The organism is uncultured Winogradskyella sp., from assembly GCF_947495255.1.
In the GTDB taxonomy this organism is placed as follows: Bacteria; Bacteroidota; Bacteroidia; order Flavobacteriales; family Flavobacteriaceae; genus Winogradskyella.
Genome location: NZ_CANLYI010000006.1, coordinates 325,074 through 346,636 on the forward strand (window position 1 = coordinate 325,074; position 21,563 = coordinate 346,636).

Here is a 21,563-nt window from a genome sequence, read left to right on the forward strand (position 1 = left end):
TTTGTAAGCAGGATTAAAACCAATCTGCACCTAGATCTCCTGGGAAAAAGGCTTCTGGTAACGATAAATAAAGTCCGCCGTCTAAATATGTTGGATACAACACTTCTAGTTCGTCTATAACTTCTTGGTGTGTAGTAGCTGTGCCACCACCAGTAATGGTTTGAGTACCTTTTATAATACCTTGAGCATTTTGTAAATAATCAATATTTTCATCGATAGCAGTGCCAACATCAGAGCGAGAACCATTATGACCTACAAAAAGATGATTGTAATTAGCAAAGTTTACTTTCAATATATTTAGACCAGCAATCCAATTATTAATCTCATCCTCTCCACTATTTGGTGTGTATTCTCTTAAATATGGATGCGATAAATTATAAACAAGATCTCCTGCAAAAACAACCTTATGTTCTTCGTTATAGATATAACCGTTTTCTCCAGTTTCAGCGTTAGATACCTTGTCAAAAATAAAAGTTAAACCTCCTATTTCTTGAGAACCAGTAACTCCAATTACATTATTAGGATATAAATTGGTAAAGTCTACAGTATTATTTAATTCTGCAGCAACAGTGCTTTCGGCATAAAAATCTAAATCTGTAAAATTTGCTGCACCACCATAATGATCGCCATGATTATGGGTAATAATTACTGCTCCTGATTTATTAATAGCATCTACATATGCTTCTAATTCATTTGCAAAAACAGGTGCAGGTCCTAAATCTACCAAAACAACATTGTTTTCCGTCTCTACAATAGTTACTGTATATGGAGCAGTATCAAAATTGATAGTGTGGTATCTTACGGTATTTTCTGTAATTACATTCACAGAACCTGTAGTTATAATCGAACTTGATGGAGCTATTCCAAAATCAATAACATGTTGTGAATTTGAATCATCGTCATCATTACTACAAGAGAAAACTGTGAAAGCCAACATAATAATGGCAATAAATTTTAATTTAAAATACTTCATCATTTTTATTTTTTATGTTAATAATTAATACCGCAAAATTATAGCAGCATAAAACTTAACTAAAGATGAATGTGAGTGTAAAAATGGTATATATCGAACCTAAAACTCTAATTTAACGGTTTTTTTAAATTGATTTGGGGTAAATCCTGTATGTTTCTTAAAGTATTTTACAAAGTTAGTTGGTTCTTCAAAACCTAAAGAATAAGCTAATTCTGTACTTTTTAATTCCGAATTAATAAGTAACCGTTTGGCTTCTAATATTAAAAACTGGTCAATAAATTGTTTGGCAGTAATCGCAACGGTCTCTTTACAAATGGTATTAAGATGTTTGTAAGTAATGTTTAATTTTTCAGCATAAAAATCTGCATTTCTACTTTTACTAAAGTGAACTTCAAGTAATGATTTAAAGCTTAAAAATGTGTTTAATTTATCTGAACGTTTAAGGTGCAAGGTTTGGTACTGCTTTAAGCGTTCTAACTTAGAAAAGATAATGGTATGCAACGCACTATACGTATTATCTTGATTATAATTTTCTTGAGAATTAGAATATTCTTCATCAAATAACCGAATATACGTCTCCACATTAGAATCTACAGGAACTTGAATAATTGGCGAAAATAATTGCGCGTTAAACAACCTATCAATTTCATTTTTTGGTAACGTGCTAATTTGTTTTTTTAAATACGCTTCCGTAAATAATATGATATATCCTTTTAGTTCTGGTGTAAACTGAAAGGCGTTAATTTGACCTTTAGAAATATGAATTAGCGTATTTTTTTTAACTGGATGCCAAACAAAATCTACCAAATGTTTACTCTCACCAGCAGTATAAAACACAATCATATTAAATGTAACTTGATGCGCTTTTTCAGGATTATGACCTGTTTCATCTTTACGTTCAGCAAGACTTTCAATAGTTAAAATCTCTATTCCACTATTATCTGGTTTTTTAGAATCAAATTCAATATGCGGAATATCTTTTGCCATTATTTTTTGGTGTTTGGATTTTCTAAAGCTTTTCTAATATGTTCGCTATCCCAATGATTATCATAGTCTACAACACCACGTTTAAAATCTTCATTTAAGAATTTCTCTTGTTGCTCTAATTCTTTTTTAGCTTTAAAAATATAGTCATCTTCTCGTTTAGGCTCTGATGCTAATCGTCTTAAACTATCTTCATCATACTTAATAAAGTTCTGAACCTGTCTGGTTAGCGTGTATTTTCTGAAGCCCATTTTGCTCAACACATCTTTAGCTAAAGTTAAGGACGTTTCTAAAGATTCTCTATATATGTTTTGATGCCCTAAATTTAATAATTCGTAGGCATCATATCTATTTTTAGTCCGAATCATGAATTCTACATGCGGATATTTCTCCTTCACTATTTTACTTATCGCTTTTGAAACACTGAGTTTATTAGTTGCACAAATAATAATTTTGGCTTCCGAAATTCCGGCTGATTCTAATAAATCTAGTCGTGTGGCATCTCCATAATACACTTCGAAACCCATTTTTCTAAGGAAATCTACACGGTTAGAATCGTGGTCTAAAATAGTAGCTTCAACACCATGAGAGCGTAAAAAACGTCCAATTGTACTTCCAAAATGACCAAAACCAACGAGTATTATTTTTTGCGATTTAGCAATGTGGTCCATTGGTCGTTTTATGGATTCTTTGGTACCAATTTTAGGCAGTATTAAACGTTCGTTAATCATGCTAATAATTGGTGTTATCGACATTGACAATGCTGTAATTACGAGCATCATATCCATTTGTTCTTGCTCTAAAATATTCAATCCGAAAGCAAAAGACAGCAGTACAAAAGCGAATTCTCCGATTTGAGCTAAACTAAAGGTTAGCAATAATTTTTGGTCTAGTTTTAGTTTGAAAATATGTCCGGTTATAAATAGCACCACTGCTTTTAAAACAATAATTGCTAATAAAATACCACCAATAGTCAATGGACTTTTGGCGATAACAATAAAGTTAATTGAAGCACCAACAGCCATAAAGAACAAACCTAAAAGCAGATTTTTAAAAGGCTCTAAGGTACTTTCTAGTTCATGTTTAAATTCACTATTAGAAAGTACAACGCCTCCTAAAAAGGCACCCAAAGCAGGACTAATACCAACATACTCCATTAAGAATGAAATACCAAAAACAATTAACAAAGCAGCAGCGATTAACAACTCACGAACACCTGTTTTTGCCACTTTACGTAACATTGGTACAATTAAATAACGACCAGCGACAATGATTAACACTACTGATAAAATTATTGCCAAAGTTTGAAGACCTACTGGAAGATTTTCTAATAAGTTAGCATGCTCGCTGTGATTTTCCGTGGACGTTTTATGTTCTGAATTAGCTAATAACGGAATAAAACCCAACATAAAAATCACAATGATATCTTGAAACAATAGTATGGAAAAAGACGACGTACCAAAGGTGGTATTCATCAATCCTTTTTCTTTTATGGTTTGCAATGCAATTGCGGTAGATGATAGTGCCACAGCCATTGAAATTACTAAAGCCACTTTCCAGTCGAAACCTAATGCAGCGAATAGAATATATGAGAGTAGCATGGTTCCTCCTACTTGTATACCTCCCATGCCCAGAATAGTTTTTCGCATGTTCCAGAAGTTTTTTGGCTCAATTTCTAGTCCAATTAAAAACAGCATAACCACCACACCAAATTCGGCAAAGTGTAAAATATCTTGCCCTTCTTGTCCTATAAATCCGAGGACATAAGGCCCAATTAACACACCTGCCAATAAATAACCAATAACAGAACTTAAGCCTAAACGTTTTGCGATAGAGACACAAATTATGGCTCCTGCTAAAAATACTATGGCTTCAAAAAGTATACTTCCAGTCATAGTTTATGTGGCTTTAAGTTGAGGAATATCGTTTAAAAACGATTTGTTATCAAAATCATTAATAGATAAATCAGCTTGTAATAAGTCAATTAGTTTACCGTAGTTATTTTTATAATCGTTTAAGTCTTCATCAGATAATGTATGCGTTCCCATAACAGCAAAAGGTGGAAAATAAGTCATACCACACAAAATTGCCGTTTGTTCAAAAGGCCTTAAAAATTGTCTAATAGTAAAGCTGTTATAACCCTCTGAGCAATAGACTTCTCTAGAACCTCCAGTAGTAATAACATTTAAGCATGTTTTATTCTGTAATGCATTACCTTCTGGGCCGTAAGCCCAATTAAACTCTAACACCATATCCATCCATTGTTTCATTAAAGGTGGACAACTATACCAATAAAAAGGGTGATGCCAAATGATAATATCATGTTGGCTTAGTAATTCCTTTTCTTTAACTACATCAATATGAAAATTGGGATATTCCTCGTACAAGTCATGAATAGTAACTTGTTCTTTATCTTTAATATGATTAACTAAAGCTTGGTTAACCCTAGATTTTTCGAACTTAGGATGCGAAAACAGAATAAGTATTTTTTTCATAGGACTAAAAGCTATAAATAAATAAGCGACTATAAAATTAATTTTAATCGCTTATAGTACAAACTTATGTGATTAAGTTCTTGTTATTTTTAAAGTAATTTAAGCCTAAGCCATTAAATTAAAAGATAATTTAATGCCTGTAATAATCATACCAGTTCCAATAATAGCAATGATTAATCCCATAATTTTTCCGATTACAGAAATGACATTATGGCCAACTATTTTTACAATTAAATCACTTAATTTAAAAGTAAAATAGGTAATTAAACTCATTGATCCAAAAATTAAAATCACCAAAATAATATGAATAGTTTCTACATTCGCAACAAAATTCATTGCGGTAACAATAGTACCTGGTCCTGCTAAAATTGGAATAGCTAAAGGGGAAACAGCAATGTTTTCATCTACATGTACATCATTAAGACTTTTTACATTAGATGTTTTGGACTGTAGCATATCAAAACCAATGAAAAATATCAAAATACCACCTGTAATCTTAAACGCAGGAATACTGATATTAAATAATTCGAAAATGTATTTACCTAAAAGGACAAAAACAGCAACAATAATAAACGCAATAAAATTTGACCGCTTATTTATATCGTGTTTTGTTTTTACATCTGCACCTTGCGTTAAGGACACAAAAACAGTCATATTTGATATAGGATTAGTTATAGCAAAAAAGGCTGTAAATACTGTAATTGAAAATGTAATTAAGTTATCCATCTATTGGAAATTTTTCATTTAAAAAAAACGCAAAACTACTTCTTTATCTCTAAAGTAATTTTATTTTTATTAAAATAGTTTTAAGACTAAAAAGTGGTGCCTTTTTATGACGCTTTAAAAGGTACAAAATTTGAAGAAACTTATTAAAAATCTTAAGCAACAAAGTCTAACATCCTAATAAATTACTGGTTAAATCTAACAAATTAGTGATTTTTGAAACATCATAAGCATCTGGATGCGCTGGTGCAAAATAACCTTTTGGATCACCTTTATCGTTGTCAAAATACTTTCCAGAATCATTTTTATAATCATCAGACAATGCCAAATCTAATAAGATATCCACTCCTTTTTCTGCTGGAGACCAATGTTGACCATACGCTTCATTAGCCATTTTGGTATTTAATAACGAACCAGGATTTACAGCAATAACCGTGATTTTAGGCTCTTGTTTTGCTAGATTAAAACTCCACATCGTTAATGCTAACTTACTTTGTGCATAAGTGCTATTTTCTGAATCTTGCTCCTTCCCTATTAAAACAGCTTCAGAAATTGGCGCTTGTGCAGCAGAACTTAAATTAATAATTCTTGGTGCTTCGGATTGCTTTATGTTTTCTAATATGGCATTTGTCAACACATAAGGTGCTAAATAATTTACCACCATTCTAATGTCTAATCCGTTTTTATTCTGAACCTCTTTCGTTTTAAAAATCCCTGCATTATTGATTAGTATATCAATTTTAGGAAGGTCCTTTTTAATCTGTGCTGCTAATTTTGAAACAGCTTCTAAATCGGAAAAATCAGCCACCAAACCATGAATGTTCTGATTGTTCGTTGTTGTTTTTATTTCTAAAACAATCGCGTCTACTTTTTCTCCATTTCTTCCATGTACATAAACCGTATGTCCTTTTTCAGCTAAGCTAAAAGCGGTTAACTTTCCAATACCGTCTGTACTTCCTGTTACTATTATTGTTTTACTCATCATTTTTTGTTTTTTTATTAAAACATCACCTTGAGTTCAGCTGTGAACTATAAAACCTTTCGGTTGTGCTCAAGGTGACATTTTCTTGTTTTTTTTTGAATCTTATTATAAAATTCTAATAAATAGTCCAGTAGCTATTTTTGCATATAATCATTGCCTAAAGCAAGATGAAAGATTTCTAATCCTTTTAAAAAGGTGCAAAGGTATCTTTGGTGCTCTTTGGTACACTCCAACGCTCACGAGCACTAATACTTTCTGGTGTAACAACTTTAGACTCTGAGTTATCGACACTACCGTAGCTACTTGCTCCACCTCTCGGAATTTGCATACGGTCTCCGTATAACCACACTACCAAGTTACTACGTTGTCCACTAATAATTGGGTGCGTAGCGTGTGCTACATCACCTCTATGAATAATTGCTTTACCTGATTCAAACGTAGTTTGCACTGTTTTTCCTGTGGTTTTATCATAGAAATCAACTTGTGAACCTGTAAATGCTTCATCGGGTAAGTTAATGTTGATATTCAAAGTGGCAGCAGAAGCATCCGTGTGACCATTTAAATCCTTGTCTTTATCTGGATTGTATTGAATAGAAAAACCAAATGTTTGGTTATCATAACCATAAGTCCCCAATAACAAACGTGCTATAGGACGCATATAACGATTCATAATTTCGTTATAAAATACTTGAAAATTAGGTGCTGCTAGGTATCCTTCTGAGCGTGGATCTAGCATAACTCCGTAACGATTTAATTGAATACCATAAGGTGCACGTCTAGGAATTTCAGAATTTACAGTAGCTTCTAAATACTTACGAAATTCCGCCAAGCGTTCTAAATCAAAAAACTGAGCAGAATACACACCCGGAATAATTTCTTCCCATAAATCTGCGACAGCAGATTCTTTTTCTGGGTTTTCCCATGCGTCTTTAATCGCCTTTTGTAATCGTGAATCTAGCAACGTCTCATCAGGAACTAATAAATTGTCTTTGTTTTCAATTTCCCATTCCGTCCATGCCTCTTCGAGTAAATCTCGGTTACTATTCCAAAAGTGTGAAACTGAAGCTTCACGATTTAACGAGGCTTCACGAGAAGGTAAAGCAAGTGCACGAGCTTGTGCTAATATATTTTTATTTGTCATTGTTTCTATTTTTTTTACCAAAAACTACTGTTATAGACTATTTGGGATTTGCATGCATTCTTGATTTTAAGTTAAAATCAATAGAAAAGCCACTTAAACAGTGGCTTCTCTTCTTATTTAATAATAATAAAAGGGATTCAACTATTAATCAATTCATAAATTATCTAAAAGAAACACCTGTTGTAATAGGCTTAAACCTGAAAATGTAAAATGGTTTTGTAGATAAATCTTTACCATCATTAAACGCAGCACCTTTGTTTACCTGGGCAGCGGACACATACATATAACCGTCTACATGATTGTAGCTTACACCATCTGGCCAAACCATATTAACATCTTTCACCATGGTTTTTACACTTTTATCTTTGGTCAAAACAACAGCAACACTATTGGTTTCTAAAGCTGTTAAATAAATATTACCTGTTGTATCAATACTCATTCCACCATTGTTTGGTTTTTCAGAATAAGTTTCAATTTTGCCATCTAATTCTGTTTCCGTAAAATCTTCATTTACTAAATCTAAGGTTTTAATTCTGTAAATTTTAGTTCCGTTTAACGGACCATAATAAATGTATTCAAAATTAGCATCTGCAGTAATACCATCATTTCCGACTAATAAATCCGTACCGTTAACCGCTAAATGTTTACCGTTAATTACTGTTGGTGTGTTTTCTGGTAATGTTGTGCGTGTACCTTCAAGTATTCGACGTGTTTTACCCGTTTTCATGTCTACAATAATAAATGCAGAATTTGTACCATCTCCTCCATTTCCAATACCTTCATCAGCAATTATAAAATAACCGTTTGTAGTATCAACAACCATATCATTGGGTTGTGCATGCTTTGGTACGGAAGATTTAGGTAAATAATAAATACGTTCTAACTGATTAGTTTTTGTGTTCCAACCCACTATTTTAGGTGTTACATTATCGCGTTGCGCCATATCTAACATCCAAACAATTCCGTTTTCATCGTTTCTAATACCTAAAACATTACTTAGATAATTATCGTCTGTAGTTCGTGGTGTATTCCACGCTTTATTTGGAAAAGGTTTGCTTGTTTTTGTTTTAGTATCCATAATCATTACTCTATTTTCTGGTGAGAAAAAAGGATGATGACTATAAACTAAATCGCCAGTATCAGTAAAGGTAATATTACCAACTGCTTGCGCTGTAGTTGCAAAAACTTCGGCTTCAGTTATTGTATTTTGTGCTTGTATCGACATCACTGACGTGATTAAAATTAATAAGAAACTAATATTTTTCATTTTACTTGCTCTTTTTTAAATATTCTGGTAACTCTTTAGATAACCAATCTTCACGTACAGGAACATGTACATCTAAATCTACGGTTTCTTCTAAAGCCCAAAACTCGTGAGGTACATTTTCTGGAAACACAATAACTTCTCCTGCTCCAACTTCTACAAAAGTTTCTTTACCATCAATAATGGTTTTAATTTTTACTTTTCCAGACATAATGTATGTAATCTGTTCGTTTGGATGCTGGTGCCAAGGAATATGAGCTCCTTTTTCTAAATTAAAAATGGTCATTTGTCCTTTTTCGCCATGAAACCATTTACGTTGGATTCCTTCTCCAATAGTTTCAGATTCCATGTCATCAAAATTGAAATGCTGCACTTTTGAAGTGGCTATAGAATCTTTGGTGGTGACTTGTGCATTTGCAGTATTACCAACAAACAGTGCTGTTACTGCTAATGCAGCTATAATTGATCTGAAATTCATTTTTTTATATGTTTCTTTTGTCCGTTCGAGTGAAATTCTCTTTTAGAATTTTGTATCGAGAACCATTAGAGTTAATAAGCTTCTCGATACTAATTTCTCGTGCCTCAAAATTCACTCGAAGTGACAATTCTATTTATGTTTTACTTCCTGAAAAGATTAAAATCCTTCTAAAACTATTTTACCTTTTGCTTTTCCTGTTTCTAGAAATGCATGTGCTTTACGTAGGTTTTCTGCATTAATACTTCCGAAATTTTCACCTAAGGTGGTTTTAATCGTTCCGTTGTCAATCAATTCAGAAACTTTGTTTAAAATGTTGTGCTGCTCTATCATATCTTCGGTTTGGAACATAGAACGTGTAAACATCAACTCGATATGCGTAGACACTGCTTTTGCTTTAAAAGGCATCACATTAAACGTTTTTGGATCGTCAATAAAACCAAATCTTCCTTGTGGTTTTATTACTTTAACAATCTCATCTGCATGCTGTTCGGTTGCATTTAAACTCACAATATAATCTGGTGCAGGAAGATTGTATTTCTCGAACTCTTCACTTAATTTATTTCTGTGGTTGATAACTGAATCTGCACCTAAATCTTTCAACCAAGCAGTAGTTTCTTCACGAGAAGCAGTTCCTATAATATTCAGTTTTGTTAGCTTTTTAGCTAATTGCACCAATATAGAACCAACACCTCCAGCAGCACCAATAACTAAAATGGATTTGCTAGCATCCTCTTTTGCAACTTGTAATCTATCAAACAATAGTTCGTAAGCAGTAAGCGATGTTAATGGTAACGCAGCAGCTTCAGGAAAAGATAAACCTGAAGGTTTTTTACCAACAATACGTTCATCTACAACTTGGTATTGTGCATAACTTCCTTGACGGGTAAAATCACCTGCATACCAAACTTCGTCTCCAACTTTAAATAGCGATACTTCATCACCAACTTCTTTTACAATTCCGGTAGCATCCCATCCAATAACTTTCCAATCGTCACCTTCTACTGGCATTCCTGCACGTACTTTGTATTCTGCAGGGTTTACAGAAATGGCTTTTATCTCTACTAAAATATCTCTTCCAGTAGCTTTTGGCGTATTTAATTCTATGTCTTGTAATGAGTTAACATCTTCTATTGGAAGATTCTCTTTATATCCTATTGCTTTCATTTTTTGTGTTTTTTAGAAGGAATTGTTTACTTGAATGTTACGATATCTTCAAAATTACGTCTTGATTTTCCAAATTCTGGATCCGCTTTTCTATACCCAAAAGCAACCATAAATGATAAACCATATTTATCTGTATCTACGCCGAATTTTTCTTTTAATAACGCTTCTGCTTTTTCTTGATGGAAACCTTCAATTGGACAAGAATCAATTCCTGTTAAAGCAGCAGCTGTCATCATATTTCCTAAAGCAATGTAAGTTTGTTTAGAAGACCAATCGAATAACTTTTTATCGGTATCTAAATCGAAATCACGCTCTTGAAACTCTCTGTAAAATGTAGAATACATATCAATAACTTCTTGTGGTAATTGTTTTACATCCTTCATCATGTGCATAATATATTCTGAATCATGTTTAACCATAGGTGCTTTCATACTTAAACCTAATACAAAATGACTAGCAGTATCCAATTTTAAAGGTGCTCCCCAAGCAACAGGTTTTAATAACTCACGTAATTCTTTATCCTGAACTACGATAAAATGCCAAGGCTCGAAACCAAATGAACTTGGTGATAAATGTGCTGTTTCTAGGATGAATTTCATATCCACATCTGAAACCTTTTTAGTGGCATCAAATTCCTTTGTTGCATGTCTAAAATTGAAAGCGTTTAATATATCTTCTTTTGCAAAGTTTGGTGTATTCATTTTATATGTTTTAATGATTAGTTTTAAATTTGATACAAAGATAAAACCACTACACAGGTAAATTGAAGTATAAAAAAAGGTGAATTAGGTATAAATGGAGGTTTTAGACTTTAAAAAACATAAATATTTCTTAATTTTAATAAAATAACCCGACTATAGCCAATCATTTATACTTTTAAAACCATCGTAATCCTTTATTAATACCAAAAAATATTACTGAACCCATCTAAAGGTTAAGTTAATTCTTGGTAGAATAGGTTTTACTGTTTTAGGGATTTTGTGTTTCCAGTTTTCTTGTGTAGCACCTTGCATTATTAGCATGCTACCATGGGTTAACGGAATTTCGATACGTTTTAAATCCTTACGTGTGGCGTGTTTTAACTGAAACGGTCGTGTGGCTCCTAAAGTTACCGATCCAATTACCGTGTTTTTACGTTTACCGACTTCATAATCTTGATGCCAATCTACACTATCCTTTCCGTCGCGATAATAATTAAGTAAGCAGCGTGTAAACTTGACATCGACCTCCTGCTCTATACGTTCCTTGATTTTAATTAATTCTGCAGTCCAAGGACGTAACTTTGCTGTTTTTCCAACATAAGCAACTTCTAAATCCGTATCACCATACCATGCTGTAAGTCTAGGTAAATCTATTTGCTTACCATAAATAGTCATTTGGTCCTGCTCCCAAGTTGTATTATTTAATAGACTTGTATATAAGGCATTACTTTCTTCTATGCTGAAGAAATTTTCGAATAAAGTAACATCTGCACCTGGTAAATCAAATACTGTTTTTACGACCTGATCTGTAGAAAATAAGTTAGATTGATTAAACACATCCATACTTTTATTGTTTATATATTAATCGAAAAAAGGGCTAAAAACTTACAGTAATTACTACTTTGTTTTACTAGGTATTGCTGTGTTTTTCCTTAGGTCTTTAACAAAAAGAATCAACATAATTATAATAAAGAAAGCGAACGGTAAAGACGTGATTATTAGTAAACGTTGTACTGCTTCTAAAACATTGATATCAGCCTTAATATTACCCAACAATACTAAAGCTATGGTTGCTAATAAAATAAAAATAGACCAGATAACACGATGTGCTTTACTTGGATTTTTAGCGCCTTTATCTGTAAACATACTTAATACAAATACTGTCGAATCTACAGAAGTAATTAAAAAGCTGATCAATAATATAATTGAAGTTATGTTTAAAAATGTCGCAAACGGATAATGTTCAAAGAATACAAAAATGGAAGAAAATACGTTGCTAAATTCATTATTATAAGTTCCCCATTCTTCTATTAATTGAAAGGCAGAGGTTCCGAAAACGGAAAACCAGAAAAAAGTCCCCAAAGACGGAATGATTAAAACTCCTAATAGCAGTTGTCTAATGGTACGACCTTTAGAAATACGCGCAATAAATATACCTGTAAATGGTGCCCAAGCCAACCAAAAGGCCCAATAGTAAAAGGTCCAACCGGTTAAGAATTCTAAACCAGGATTATAATCGCCAAGCGCTAAACTCATTGGCACAAAATCGATTATATAATGATATGTAGATGTGAAAAATGCTATTAATATTTGTTTTACATCACTAGTAAAAAAGATAAACAACAAGATGGCAAAAGTGACAATGATATTTAGGTTCGAGAATATTTTAATCCCTTTATTAACACCTTGCCAAGCAGAATAACAAGCCACAGTAGAAATAAACACACATAGCAAAATTGTAGTTATTAGTCCAAAATCTTGATTTGAAATATGATTTAAACCACCATTAATCTGCGTTGTTCCTAATCCAATTGCAGCCACCAAACCAAAGACAGTCGTTATAATAGTTATAACATCTACACTGTTTTTTAAGGTCTTACTTTTAACATCGTCTTCTATAGTTGCGCTTATTCTTACCTTCTTTTTCTTGACGTGCAAGGCGTAACCAACAATTACTGCAAAAAGTCCATAAAAAGCCCATGCTGTAAGTCCCCATTGATAAAACGTAAACTCTAAAGCGACGGTTTGTGCAGATAAACCAGAAGTAAAAGGCGGATTTTGTTGCATAAAAACAGGCTCTTGCACTGCTCTTAATAAAATACCAGATCCCATTCCTGCACTATAAAGCATAGCCGTCCAAGACCATAAAGAGTATTCTGGTTTAGACGATGGTTTCCCGAGTTTTATTCGTCCATATTTTGAAAACGCAATTAACAAAAGCGCTAAAACACAACCAAAACCTAAATACAGATAAAAATACCCAAAATAGTTCCTTACCCATAATGAAGCACTTTCAATAGCATTATAACTAGCTTCCGTAGCAAAAAACACAACCAATGTACACGCAAATATGATACTTACTGATATTGATAAAATGGTGTGTTTTTTAAGGTGTTTAAACATTAAAGGAGTTTTGATTTATTCAAAAATAGGGATTAGATTTCAAATCTTAATCCCTATTTATTGTTCTACAACCGTTCTATTTTTTAATTTACAGTTTCAGTCATTTCATTTAAAATAAATTCGTCAACCTTGCCTTCTGTTACTTTTAAATAATGCGCTAAATATTTATTACCCATATGTTTTTGCCATAACTCACGATTAACCCATTTTTCATGAAATATAAAGAAGTTTGGATTGTCATTATCCTGATTTAAATCATAACTTATATTACCTTCTTCGGCTCTAGTCACATCTAAAAGTTTTAATAATTCTGCTTTTACAAAATCTCTATGCTGCTCTTTAACTAAAATTCTTGCAACAATTGTTAAATACGATTTCTTCATAAGTATAATATTTAGATGTATTCAAGATTAGTCTTAAATACAATACAAAGATATCATCAGACACACCCCTTTTAATGTACTTTAAATGGATAATTATGTAGATATAAAGGTTAGAAACATAGAATTATAGGTTGATATTTCTTTTTTCTCTAAATTTGAATAGAATTTGTAACAAAACAAACCATAATGCAAGTAATTGAAGCGTATAAACCTTTTGAAATACAAGAAATAGAATTAACCGATTGGAAACAACGTCCTATTAAAAACAATTTTTTCGAATTGGTTTTAATTAAAAATGGCGAAGGATTTCAATGTATAAATTATAATGACTATACCTATACTAAAGGAAGTATGTTCTTATTACCACCATTGAAATGCCATTCTTTTACCATAGAAAAACCTACTCAATTTGTATTTTTAAAATTTACGGATTCATTTTTTAAAAATATAAATAGAATAAATATTGATCGAAACGAATGGTTTAAAGAGGCTTCCTATATTTTGTCTAACTACAACCAGTTACCTGGTGATATTATAAAAAATGAAATAGATAGAAATCATTTAGAAAGTTTAATCGCTATGATTTTGCAAGAATCAAGAAACTATGGAGACTCATCTATTAATTTAGTAACTAGCTTAATGACTAGTGTTTTAGAAATATTAATTAGAAACATTAAAAAGAGTAGCTATTTTGAATTACCTAAAAATAATTCGGATGATAGAATTACAAAAATGTTAACCTACATTAATGAAAACATTGATAAAACAGAACTACTTAAAGTTGAAAATTTAGCCGATGTTTTTATGATGTCTCCAACGTATGTTAGCGAGTTTTTTAAGAAACAAGTACGTATGTCTCTAAGGGAATATATTATTAAAGCAAAACTGAAATTGGTAGAAATACGTTTGTTAAATTCCGATTTTACACTAACACAAATCGCGGATGAATTAGGTTTTACTGACGTTAGCCATTTATCTAAAACTTTTAAACGATATGTAGGAACCTCCATTCGTGAATTTAAAAACAAAGGAGAATACATGTTGTTAAAGCGCAATGCATGTGCGAGTTAAAAATTCTAAAACGATTATTCAAATACAAGAACCACATCTTGTAGAAGCCATCGCACCTGTGTTATTGGCAATTACTAATTGCAGAACTACTGTTACCAAAGTAAAAGTAGAAATAATTGAATGGTTTTAAAAACTAGTTATCTTTTACAAAGGTAAAATAGAACGTAGTTCCTATACCCTCTTCACTTTCTAACCAAATAGAACCTTTATAAAAAGTAATAATCTTTTTAACGATTGATAACCCAATTCCCGAAGAAGAACCAGTACTTTCTAGTTTCGTAAATACCTTGAATATTTGATCGAAATAATTTGAATTAATACCAATCCCATTGTCTTTTACAAAAAATTCGTAACTATCACTTTTTTCAGTAAACCCAACTTCAATCGTTCCGTTATCTTTATCACTATACTTTATAGCATTTTGAATTAAATTCTGAAACACTTGCTTAAATCGCCAAGCATTACCATTAATACTAGGAAGATTTTCTTGAATTGTTACTTTGGTAGTACTAGGAATTAGCATGGTTTGAAGCACTTCTTCTATCATGACATTAAAATCAATAAGAAAGTCTTGTGATTCTAATTTAGTAATGGTAGAATAATCTAAAATACCTTTTATTAAAAAATCCATTTTTTCCACATTAAACAATACTTGGTTTAAAGGATAAAGGTCTTTTTCTTCCAATTTATCCTTGTTATCATCCATAAACCAACCAACTAAGGTGTGAATATTAATAAGTGGTGCTTTTAAATCATGAGACACAACATGAGCATATTCATTTAACTGCTCATTTTGAAATGATAAATTTTGTAATAATTCTTCTTTCTTCTGTTCTTGTGCTTTTATTTTTTCCTCCTGCTCTTTTCTCTGAAGTACGTTTACCAACATGTTTGCAAAAACGAAAAGTATATCCTTTTCATTATCATTATACTTATTGATTTTTTTTACTGAGTCGAAACCTACAAACCCAATCAGCTCATTGTTTTTTATTTTCGGAATAACAATTAAACTTTTAATGCCTTGTGGCTCTAAAATAGCACGCAAACCAAATTCTCCATCATCAGGCAGCAGACTTACATCTTCTACATAAAAAGCCTCTCCTTTTTTGTGCGCATCTAACCAATGCGTAATATAATCTATTGGTATGTTTTGTAAATTATCTAATTCTGGTTCAATACCTTCAGCACACCATTCATAAGTGTTAGAAGTTGTGTTATTTACAAAATCATAAGAAAAAATATAACTTCTATCCGATTCTACAAATTCTCCAATCTGTTGCAATGATTCTCTAATTAACGTATCTATATCAGATAAATCAGAATTAATATATTGTGTAGAAATGCTAATGAGAAGTTCTTGAAAACGTAATTGTCTTTCAATAATTTTATCTTTTTCTACCTGACTAAAATCACTGTTATTCTGAGATTTTTGAGATTCAGAATTCTTATTAATATCCTCTAAGTTTTGTTTTTCCATTTGATAATTAATGATTTAAGGCAGAAATTCAGTTTGCTTTCGAAATATACTATATTGATTATAATAATAAAAATTTAGATTAATAAATCAGCTTCACATTCTTAATAATTATTCCTAACCACTTCTTTTTTAACGGTTTTAGATTTTAAAATAAGTGCTTTATTATTGCATGTGTGCTAATATCGGGACCTAGAGTGCACTGTATTCTTTCACTTCTATTTCAAATTTCATTTTGTTAATTATAAAGCTTTGTTAAAAAAAGAATGAACGTTCACTTTTATTGTATATTTGTACAAGAATTACAATAAAAATGGCAAAACTTCAAAAAAGTATAGACAAACGTAATGCGTTGGTAAAAGCAACAATCGAGTTGGTTAACAACAACGGTTTTCATGCTACACCAATGAGTAAAATAGCTAAAATGGCTAACGTTTCTCCTGCTACAATTTATTTATATTTTGAAAACAAACAGGATTTAGTAAATCAAACCTATATAGAAGTAAAAGCAGAATATACAAAGTATGCTTTTGAGAATTTTGATACCACATTATCTGTTGAAGCTGGTTTTGAACACATCTGGAAACGCATTGCAGATTTTAAACTAAAGGAGTGTGAAAACGCTATGTTTTTAGCCCAATGTGATAATACACCAATGATTGATGAGGAAAGTAGACAACAAGGTATTAAACACTTACAACCACTACTCGACCTTTGGGCTCGTGGTAAAAAAGAAGGTATTATTAAACCCTTATCAGATTACCTTTTGTATGCGTATTCTATAAATCCATTATCATTTTTAATGATTAATCAAAAACGCGGCACTTTTCAATTAGATAAAACACATTTAGAAGAAGCCTATCAATCTGCTTGGAGCAGTATTAAAGCGTGTAAATAACATGAAAAAGACAGCAATAGTATTAGGTGCAACTGGATTAACTGGAGGTATTTTACTCCAAAAATTAATTGAAGACAAGAACTACCTGAGTATCAAATTATTTTCACGTTCCAAAATTGAAGGTTTACCATCTAAAGTCTCACAATATATTGGTGATTTACTAAATCTGGAGCAATTTAAAGCAGATTTTAAAGCAGACGAAGTCTACTGTTCCATTGGTACAACCAAAGCAAAAACACCAGATAAAGAGGTTTACAAACAAATAGATTATGGTATTCCTGTTGCTGCTGCAAAGCTTTCAAAAGAAAACAAAATTGATACCTTTTTAGTGGTTTCAGCATTAGGAGCAAATGCAAATAGTAGCGTTTTTTACAATAAAACTAAAGGCGAAATGGAACGCGATGTACAAAAGCAAAACATTAAAAACACCTTTATTTTTAGACCTTCTTTAATTGGAGGCGAACGTAAAGAACAACGTACGCTAGAAAAAATAGGGTTAGCCATTTTTAAAGTGATTCAACCTTTATTTTTAGGAAGACTTAAGCAATACAGAATCACAGAACCAAATGATATTGCGCAAGCCATGATTAATTTAGCCAATAGTACAAGTCATGCCGAAGTCATTATCACTTCAAACGATATAAAAAGAATTACAAAACACATATAATAAAACACAATTGAACATATGGAATTATTAGATAAATTAAAGTGGAGATACGCAGCAAAAGCAATGAATGGTAAAAAAGTTGCTGAAGATAAAATAGAACGTATTTTAGAAGCTGCTCGTTTAGCACCAACATCAAGTGGATTGCAACCTTTCGAGATTTTTGTAATAAAAAATCAAGACGTAAAAGAAAAAATTAAACCAGTAGCTTGGAACCAATCTGTAATTACAGACTGTTCTCACCTATTAGTTTTTGCAGCTTGGGACACTTATACTGCAGAGCGTATTAACCACATGTTTGATTTAACAAATGAAATTAGAGGATTTGAAAACGAAGGATGGGAAAATTACCGTCAAATGTTATTAAGTTCTTACCCACAAAAAGATGCCGAAGAAAACTTTAATCATGCTGCAAAACAAGCCTACATTGCGTTTGCAGAAGCTTTAACTGCTGCTGCTTTTGAAGGCGTTGATGCAACTCCTTTAGAAGGTTTTGATCCTTCTGCTGTAGATGAAATTTTAGGCTTACGCGACAAAGGATTGCGTAGTGCGGTAATGTTACCAATTGGTTACAGAAAAGAAGATGAAGATTGGTTAGTAAACTTAGTAAAGGTTAGAAAACCTATGAAAGAATTAGTGACTGTAATTGAATAAATAAAATAGCTATGAGAAAGACAATTTTATTAAATAACAGACCAAAAGGAAAACCTACAGTTTCAAATTTTGAATTTGTTACAGAGGATGCTGAACTTACAATTTCTGAAGGTGAAATCCTTTTAGAAGCAGCCTACGTATCTGTAGATCCTTATTTAAGAGGACGAATGAGCGATGCCAAATCTTACATTCCTCCTTTTGAGTTAAACAAACCTGTACATTCTGGTGTTGTTGCAAAAGTAATTGCTTCCAAAAACGAAAAATTTACTAAAGGCGATTACGTTTCTGGTATGTTAAACTGGTCGACGCAACAAATCTCGAATGGTGAAGGTTTAAATAAAGTAGATGGTTCTAAAGCACCTTTAAGCACCTATTTAGGTGTTTTAGGAATGACAGGATTAACGGCTTATTTAGGGTTAACACAAATTGGTAAACCTAAAGCTGGCGAAACAATTGTAGTGTCTGGAGCTGCTGGAGCTGTTGGTAGTGTTGTTGGACAAATAGCAAAAATATTAGGACTCCATGTTATTGGTATTGCTGGAACAGATGAAAAAATTAACATGTTAAAAAGCGAATTTGGCTTTGATGCAGGAATCAATTACAACACTAGCAAAGACATTAATGCAGACCTTAAAAAATTAACTCCAAATGGCGTTGATATTTATTTTGATAATGTTGGAGGACCAATTTCGGATGCTGTATTGTTTAACATTAATCGTTTTGCACGTATTATAATTTGTGGCGCAATTTCGGTTTATAATGAAACCGAATTACCAACAAGCCTAAGCGTACAACCTTTCTTAGTTAAGAATAGTGCTTTAATGCAAGGATTTATTGTCTCAAATTATGCAGATAAATTCCCAGAAGCTATGCAGCATTTAGCTGGTTGGTTAGCTGAAGGAAAATTAAAATACACCGAAACTATAGTAGAAGGTTTTGATAATATTCCAAATGCTTTTATCGATTTATTTGAAGGTAAAAACAAAGGGAAAATGATAGTTAAAATTTAGATTTTAATAATTTTAAAAAAGAAAAAGAAGATGAACAATTTTGAATTTAAAAATCCTACCAAAATTATTTTTGGAAAGGATACCATAGAAAAAGTAAAAGAAGAAATCCCTCAAGACGCCAAAGTATTACTACTTTATGGTGGAGGAAGTATCAAGAAAAACGGTATTTACGACCAAGTAAAAACAGCTTTAGTAAATGTAGATGTTACTGAGTTTGGAGGTATTCCTGCAAATCCTGAATATGCAACATTAATGGAAGCATTACAGGTTATAAAAGACAAAAAAATCACTTATTTGCTAGCTGTTGGTGGTGGTTCTGTAATAGATGGTACTAAATTTTTATCTGCTGCAGCAGTGTACGATGGCGACACACCTTGGGATATTTTAACTAAAAATATCAGAACCGAAAAAGGAATGCCTTTTGGAACGGTTTTAACCTTACCAGCAACAGGATCAGAAATGAATTCTGGAGCAGTAATTACAAGAGCAGAAACTAAAGAAAAATTGGCAATGGGTGGACCTGGTCTATTCCCTCAATTTTCAATATTAGACCCTCAAGTTATACAATCAATTCCGCAACGTCAATTGGCAAATGGTTTAACGGACGCTTTTACACACGTTTTAGAGCAATATATGACGTATCCAATTGGAGCGTTATTACAAGACCGTTTTGCTGAAAGTATTTTACAAACACTTATTGAAGTTGCACCAAAGGTTTTAAAAGACCCAACCGATTACAAAGCGGCTTCAAACTTTATGTGGAGTTGTACTATGGCTCTAAATGGCTTAATACAAAAAGGAGTGCCAACGGATTGGGCTGTTCATGCAATTGGTCACGAGTTAACTGCCTTATTTGGTATTGATCATGCACGTACATTAGCTGTAATTGCGCCAAGCCATTACAAGTTTAATTTTGAAGCTAAAAAAGAAAAATTAGCACAATATGGTGAACGTGTTTGGAATATTACTGAAGGTAGTACAGACGATAAAGCCTATGCTGCAATTGAAAAAACAGTAGATTTTTTCCATGAATTAGGAATCGATACAAAACTATCCGATTACACTAAAGACTATGAAGGTACAGCAGAAATAATTGTAAAACGTTTTACAGATCGTGGCTGGATGGGATTAGGTGAACACCAATCTTTATCACCAGATAAGGTAGAAAAGATTGTAAAAATGGCTTATTAGTTTTAATATGAAATTTATTAAAACAATCGCTATTGCATTAACAGTCATTGCAGCTTCAAATTGAAAAAACCAAGTAAGCAAAACACCTTCCGAAACCATTTCAGAAGGCATAACAACACTTAAAAAAGAAAAAGAAATGAAAGTATTATTTGTATTAACATCTCATGATAAATTAGGAGAAACAGGGAAAAAAACAGGATTTTGGGTAGAAGAATTTGCGAGTCCTTATTACACATTATTAGATAAAGGGGCAACTATCACTTTGGCAACTCCAAAAGGAGGCGCTGCACCAATTGACCCAAGTAGTGATTCTCCAGATGCTGCAACAGAAGCAACAGAACGTTTTAATAAGGATGAGAAAACTAAAGCATTAATAGCAAACACTAAAGTTTTAGCTGATATGAATGCAGATGATTTTGATGCCGTATTTTATCCTGGTGGTCATGGACCATTATGGGATTTAGCGAACGATAAAAATTCAATTGCTTTAATTGAAAAATTCAATACTCAGAAAAAACCAATTGCTTTTGTATGTCACGCACCAGCTGCATTAAAAGACGTAAAAAACGAAGATGGAACGCGTTTAGTAAAAGGTAAAAAAGTAACCGGATTTTCTAATCATGAAGAAGCTGCAGTTGGTTTAACAGAAGTTGTACCAATTTTAGTTGAAGACATGCTGATTGAAAATGGTGGCCACTACTCTAATGCAGACGCTTGGCAAGCTTATGCATTGCAAGATGGCAACTTAATTACAGGTCAAAATCCTGCGTCATCAGAGTTAGTAGCCGAAAAGTTATTAGATGCATTAAAATAAATTGTGCTTATTGATTGATAGCGAAAGCCTGTATAACATTATGTTTGCAGGCTTTTATTTTTTTTGCCATTTTAATAAATAAGTCATTAATACGCA

Annotated in this window: 23 protein-coding genes; 8 read left to right on the plus strand and 15 right to left on the minus strand. The window is 32.2% G+C overall.

What is annotated here, in order from left to right; translation table 11 throughout:
- Positions 1–13: 13 nt before the first annotated feature.
- The 14 genes from Q0807_RS11765 to Q0807_RS11830 all read right to left on the minus strand — a co-directional run bounded on the left by Q0807_RS11765 (position 14) and on the right by Q0807_RS11830 (position 13,691).
- Positions 14–973, minus strand: a complete 960-nt coding sequence (locus Q0807_RS11765) for an MBL fold metallo-hydrolase (RefSeq protein WP_299110115.1) — start codon at positions 971–973, stop codon at positions 14–16.
- Positions 974–1,072: 99 nt separating this feature from the next.
- Entirely contained in the window at positions 1,073–1,960 is an 888-nt protein-coding gene (locus tag Q0807_RS11770) for an AraC family transcriptional regulator (RefSeq protein WP_299110118.1), read from the minus strand.
- The gene (locus Q0807_RS11775; protein WP_299110121.1) at positions 1,960–3,852 is read right to left on the minus strand and encodes a monovalent cation:proton antiporter-2 (CPA2) family protein; all 1,893 of its coding nucleotides are present in this window, start codon (positions 3,850–3,852) and stop codon (positions 1,960–1,962) included. Before Q0807_RS11775 ends, Q0807_RS11770 begins: the two co-directional genes overlap by 1 nt.
- A gap of 3 nt (positions 3,853–3,855) precedes the next feature.
- Positions 3,856–4,452: an NAD(P)H-dependent oxidoreductase gene (locus Q0807_RS11780; protein WP_299110124.1), complete on the minus strand. Its 597-nt coding sequence runs from the start codon at positions 4,450–4,452 to the stop codon at positions 3,856–3,858.
- A 105-nt stretch (positions 4,453–4,557) separates the two neighbouring features.
- Positions 4,558–5,178, minus strand: a complete 621-nt coding sequence (locus tag Q0807_RS11785) for a MarC family protein (protein WP_299110127.1) — start codon at positions 5,176–5,178, stop codon at positions 4,558–4,560.
- A 166-nt stretch (positions 5,179–5,344) separates the two neighbouring features.
- Complete coding sequence (locus tag Q0807_RS11790; protein WP_299110130.1) at positions 5,345–6,157, minus strand: SDR family NAD(P)-dependent oxidoreductase; 813 nt, start codon at positions 6,155–6,157, stop codon at positions 5,345–5,347.
- A gap of 187 nt (positions 6,158–6,344) precedes the next feature.
- Positions 6,345–7,298: a 2OG-Fe(II) oxygenase gene (locus tag Q0807_RS11795; RefSeq protein WP_299110133.1), complete on the minus strand. Its 954-nt coding sequence runs from the start codon at positions 7,296–7,298 to the stop codon at positions 6,345–6,347.
- 160 nt (positions 7,299–7,458) lie between these two features.
- The gene (locus Q0807_RS11800; RefSeq protein WP_299110136.1) at positions 7,459–8,565 is read right to left on the minus strand and encodes an L-dopachrome tautomerase-related protein; all 1,107 of its coding nucleotides are present in this window, start codon (positions 8,563–8,565) and stop codon (positions 7,459–7,461) included.
- 1 nt (position 8,566) lies between these two features.
- A complete protein-coding gene (locus Q0807_RS11805; protein WP_299110138.1) occupies positions 8,567–9,040 on the minus strand; it encodes a cupin domain-containing protein in 474 nt (157 codons plus the stop codon).
- Between the two features lie 156 nt (positions 9,041–9,196).
- Positions 9,197–10,204 (minus strand): zinc-binding alcohol dehydrogenase family protein, encoded by a 1,008-nt coding sequence (locus tag Q0807_RS11810; RefSeq protein WP_299110141.1) that lies wholly within the window; start codon positions 10,202–10,204, stop codon positions 9,197–9,199.
- A 26-nt stretch (positions 10,205–10,230) separates the two neighbouring features.
- Complete coding sequence (locus Q0807_RS11815) at positions 10,231–10,905, minus strand: NAD(P)H-dependent oxidoreductase (protein WP_299110143.1); 675 nt, start codon at positions 10,903–10,905, stop codon at positions 10,231–10,233.
- A 213-nt stretch (positions 10,906–11,118) separates the two neighbouring features.
- Entirely contained in the window at positions 11,119–11,748 is a 630-nt protein-coding gene (locus Q0807_RS11820; RefSeq protein WP_299110145.1) for an alpha-ketoglutarate-dependent dioxygenase AlkB, read from the minus strand.
- Between the two features lie 54 nt (positions 11,749–11,802).
- Positions 11,803–13,308: a BCCT family transporter gene (locus tag Q0807_RS11825; protein WP_299110147.1), complete on the minus strand. Its 1,506-nt coding sequence runs from the start codon at positions 13,306–13,308 to the stop codon at positions 11,803–11,805.
- Positions 13,309–13,391: 83 nt separating this feature from the next.
- The gene (locus Q0807_RS11830) at positions 13,392–13,691 is read right to left on the minus strand and encodes a putative quinol monooxygenase (protein ID WP_299110149.1); all 300 of its coding nucleotides are present in this window, start codon (positions 13,689–13,691) and stop codon (positions 13,392–13,394) included.
- A gap of 186 nt (positions 13,692–13,877) precedes the next feature.
- Between Q0807_RS11830 and Q0807_RS11835 the strand changes: the two genes are divergently transcribed.
- Together Q0807_RS11835 and Q0807_RS11840 are read left to right on the plus strand one after the other, a co-directional pair.
- A complete protein-coding gene (locus Q0807_RS11835) occupies positions 13,878–14,762 on the plus strand; it encodes an AraC family transcriptional regulator (protein WP_299110151.1) in 885 nt (294 codons plus the stop codon).
- Positions 14,752–14,892, plus strand: a complete 141-nt coding sequence (locus tag Q0807_RS11840) for a hypothetical protein (protein ID WP_299110153.1) — start codon at positions 14,752–14,754, stop codon at positions 14,890–14,892. The genes Q0807_RS11835 and Q0807_RS11840 overlap by 11 nt, the downstream gene beginning before the upstream one ends.
- Positions 14,893–14,895: 3 nt before the next feature.
- Here Q0807_RS11840 and Q0807_RS11845 read toward each other — a convergent pair whose 3' ends face one another.
- On the minus strand, positions 14,896–16,239 hold the full coding sequence (locus tag Q0807_RS11845; RefSeq protein ID WP_299110155.1) for an ATP-binding protein: 1,344 nt from the start codon (positions 16,237–16,239) through the stop codon (positions 14,896–14,898).
- A 310-nt stretch (positions 16,240–16,549) separates the two neighbouring features.
- Here Q0807_RS11845 and Q0807_RS11850 point away from each other — a divergent pair, with 310 nt between their 5' ends.
- The 6 genes from Q0807_RS11850 to Q0807_RS11875 all read left to right on the plus strand — a co-directional run bounded on the left by Q0807_RS11850 (position 16,550) and on the right by Q0807_RS11875 (position 21,467).
- Positions 16,550–17,134, plus strand: a complete 585-nt coding sequence (locus Q0807_RS11850; RefSeq protein ID WP_299110157.1) for a TetR/AcrR family transcriptional regulator — start codon at positions 16,550–16,552, stop codon at positions 17,132–17,134.
- Between the two features lies 1 nt (position 17,135).
- A complete protein-coding gene (locus Q0807_RS11855; protein ID WP_299110159.1) occupies positions 17,136–17,801 on the plus strand; it encodes an NAD(P)H-binding protein in 666 nt (221 codons plus the stop codon).
- Between the two features lie 18 nt (positions 17,802–17,819).
- Positions 17,820–18,452, plus strand: a complete 633-nt coding sequence (locus tag Q0807_RS11860) for a nitroreductase family protein (protein WP_299110161.1) — start codon at positions 17,820–17,822, stop codon at positions 18,450–18,452.
- 11 nt (positions 18,453–18,463) lie between these two features.
- Positions 18,464–19,462, plus strand: a complete 999-nt coding sequence (locus Q0807_RS11865; protein ID WP_299110163.1) for an NADP-dependent oxidoreductase — start codon at positions 18,464–18,466, stop codon at positions 19,460–19,462.
- A gap of 30 nt (positions 19,463–19,492) precedes the next feature.
- A complete protein-coding gene (locus Q0807_RS11870; RefSeq protein WP_299110165.1) occupies positions 19,493–20,653 on the plus strand; it encodes an iron-containing alcohol dehydrogenase in 1,161 nt (386 codons plus the stop codon).
- A 136-nt stretch (positions 20,654–20,789) separates the two neighbouring features.
- Positions 20,790–21,467 carry a type 1 glutamine amidotransferase domain-containing protein gene (locus Q0807_RS11875; RefSeq protein ID WP_367180247.1) on the plus strand — a complete coding sequence of 226 codons (678 nt, stop codon included), beginning with the start codon at positions 20,790–20,792 and terminating at the stop codon, positions 21,465–21,467.
- The last annotated feature ends 96 nt before the right edge of the window (positions 21,468–21,563 follow it).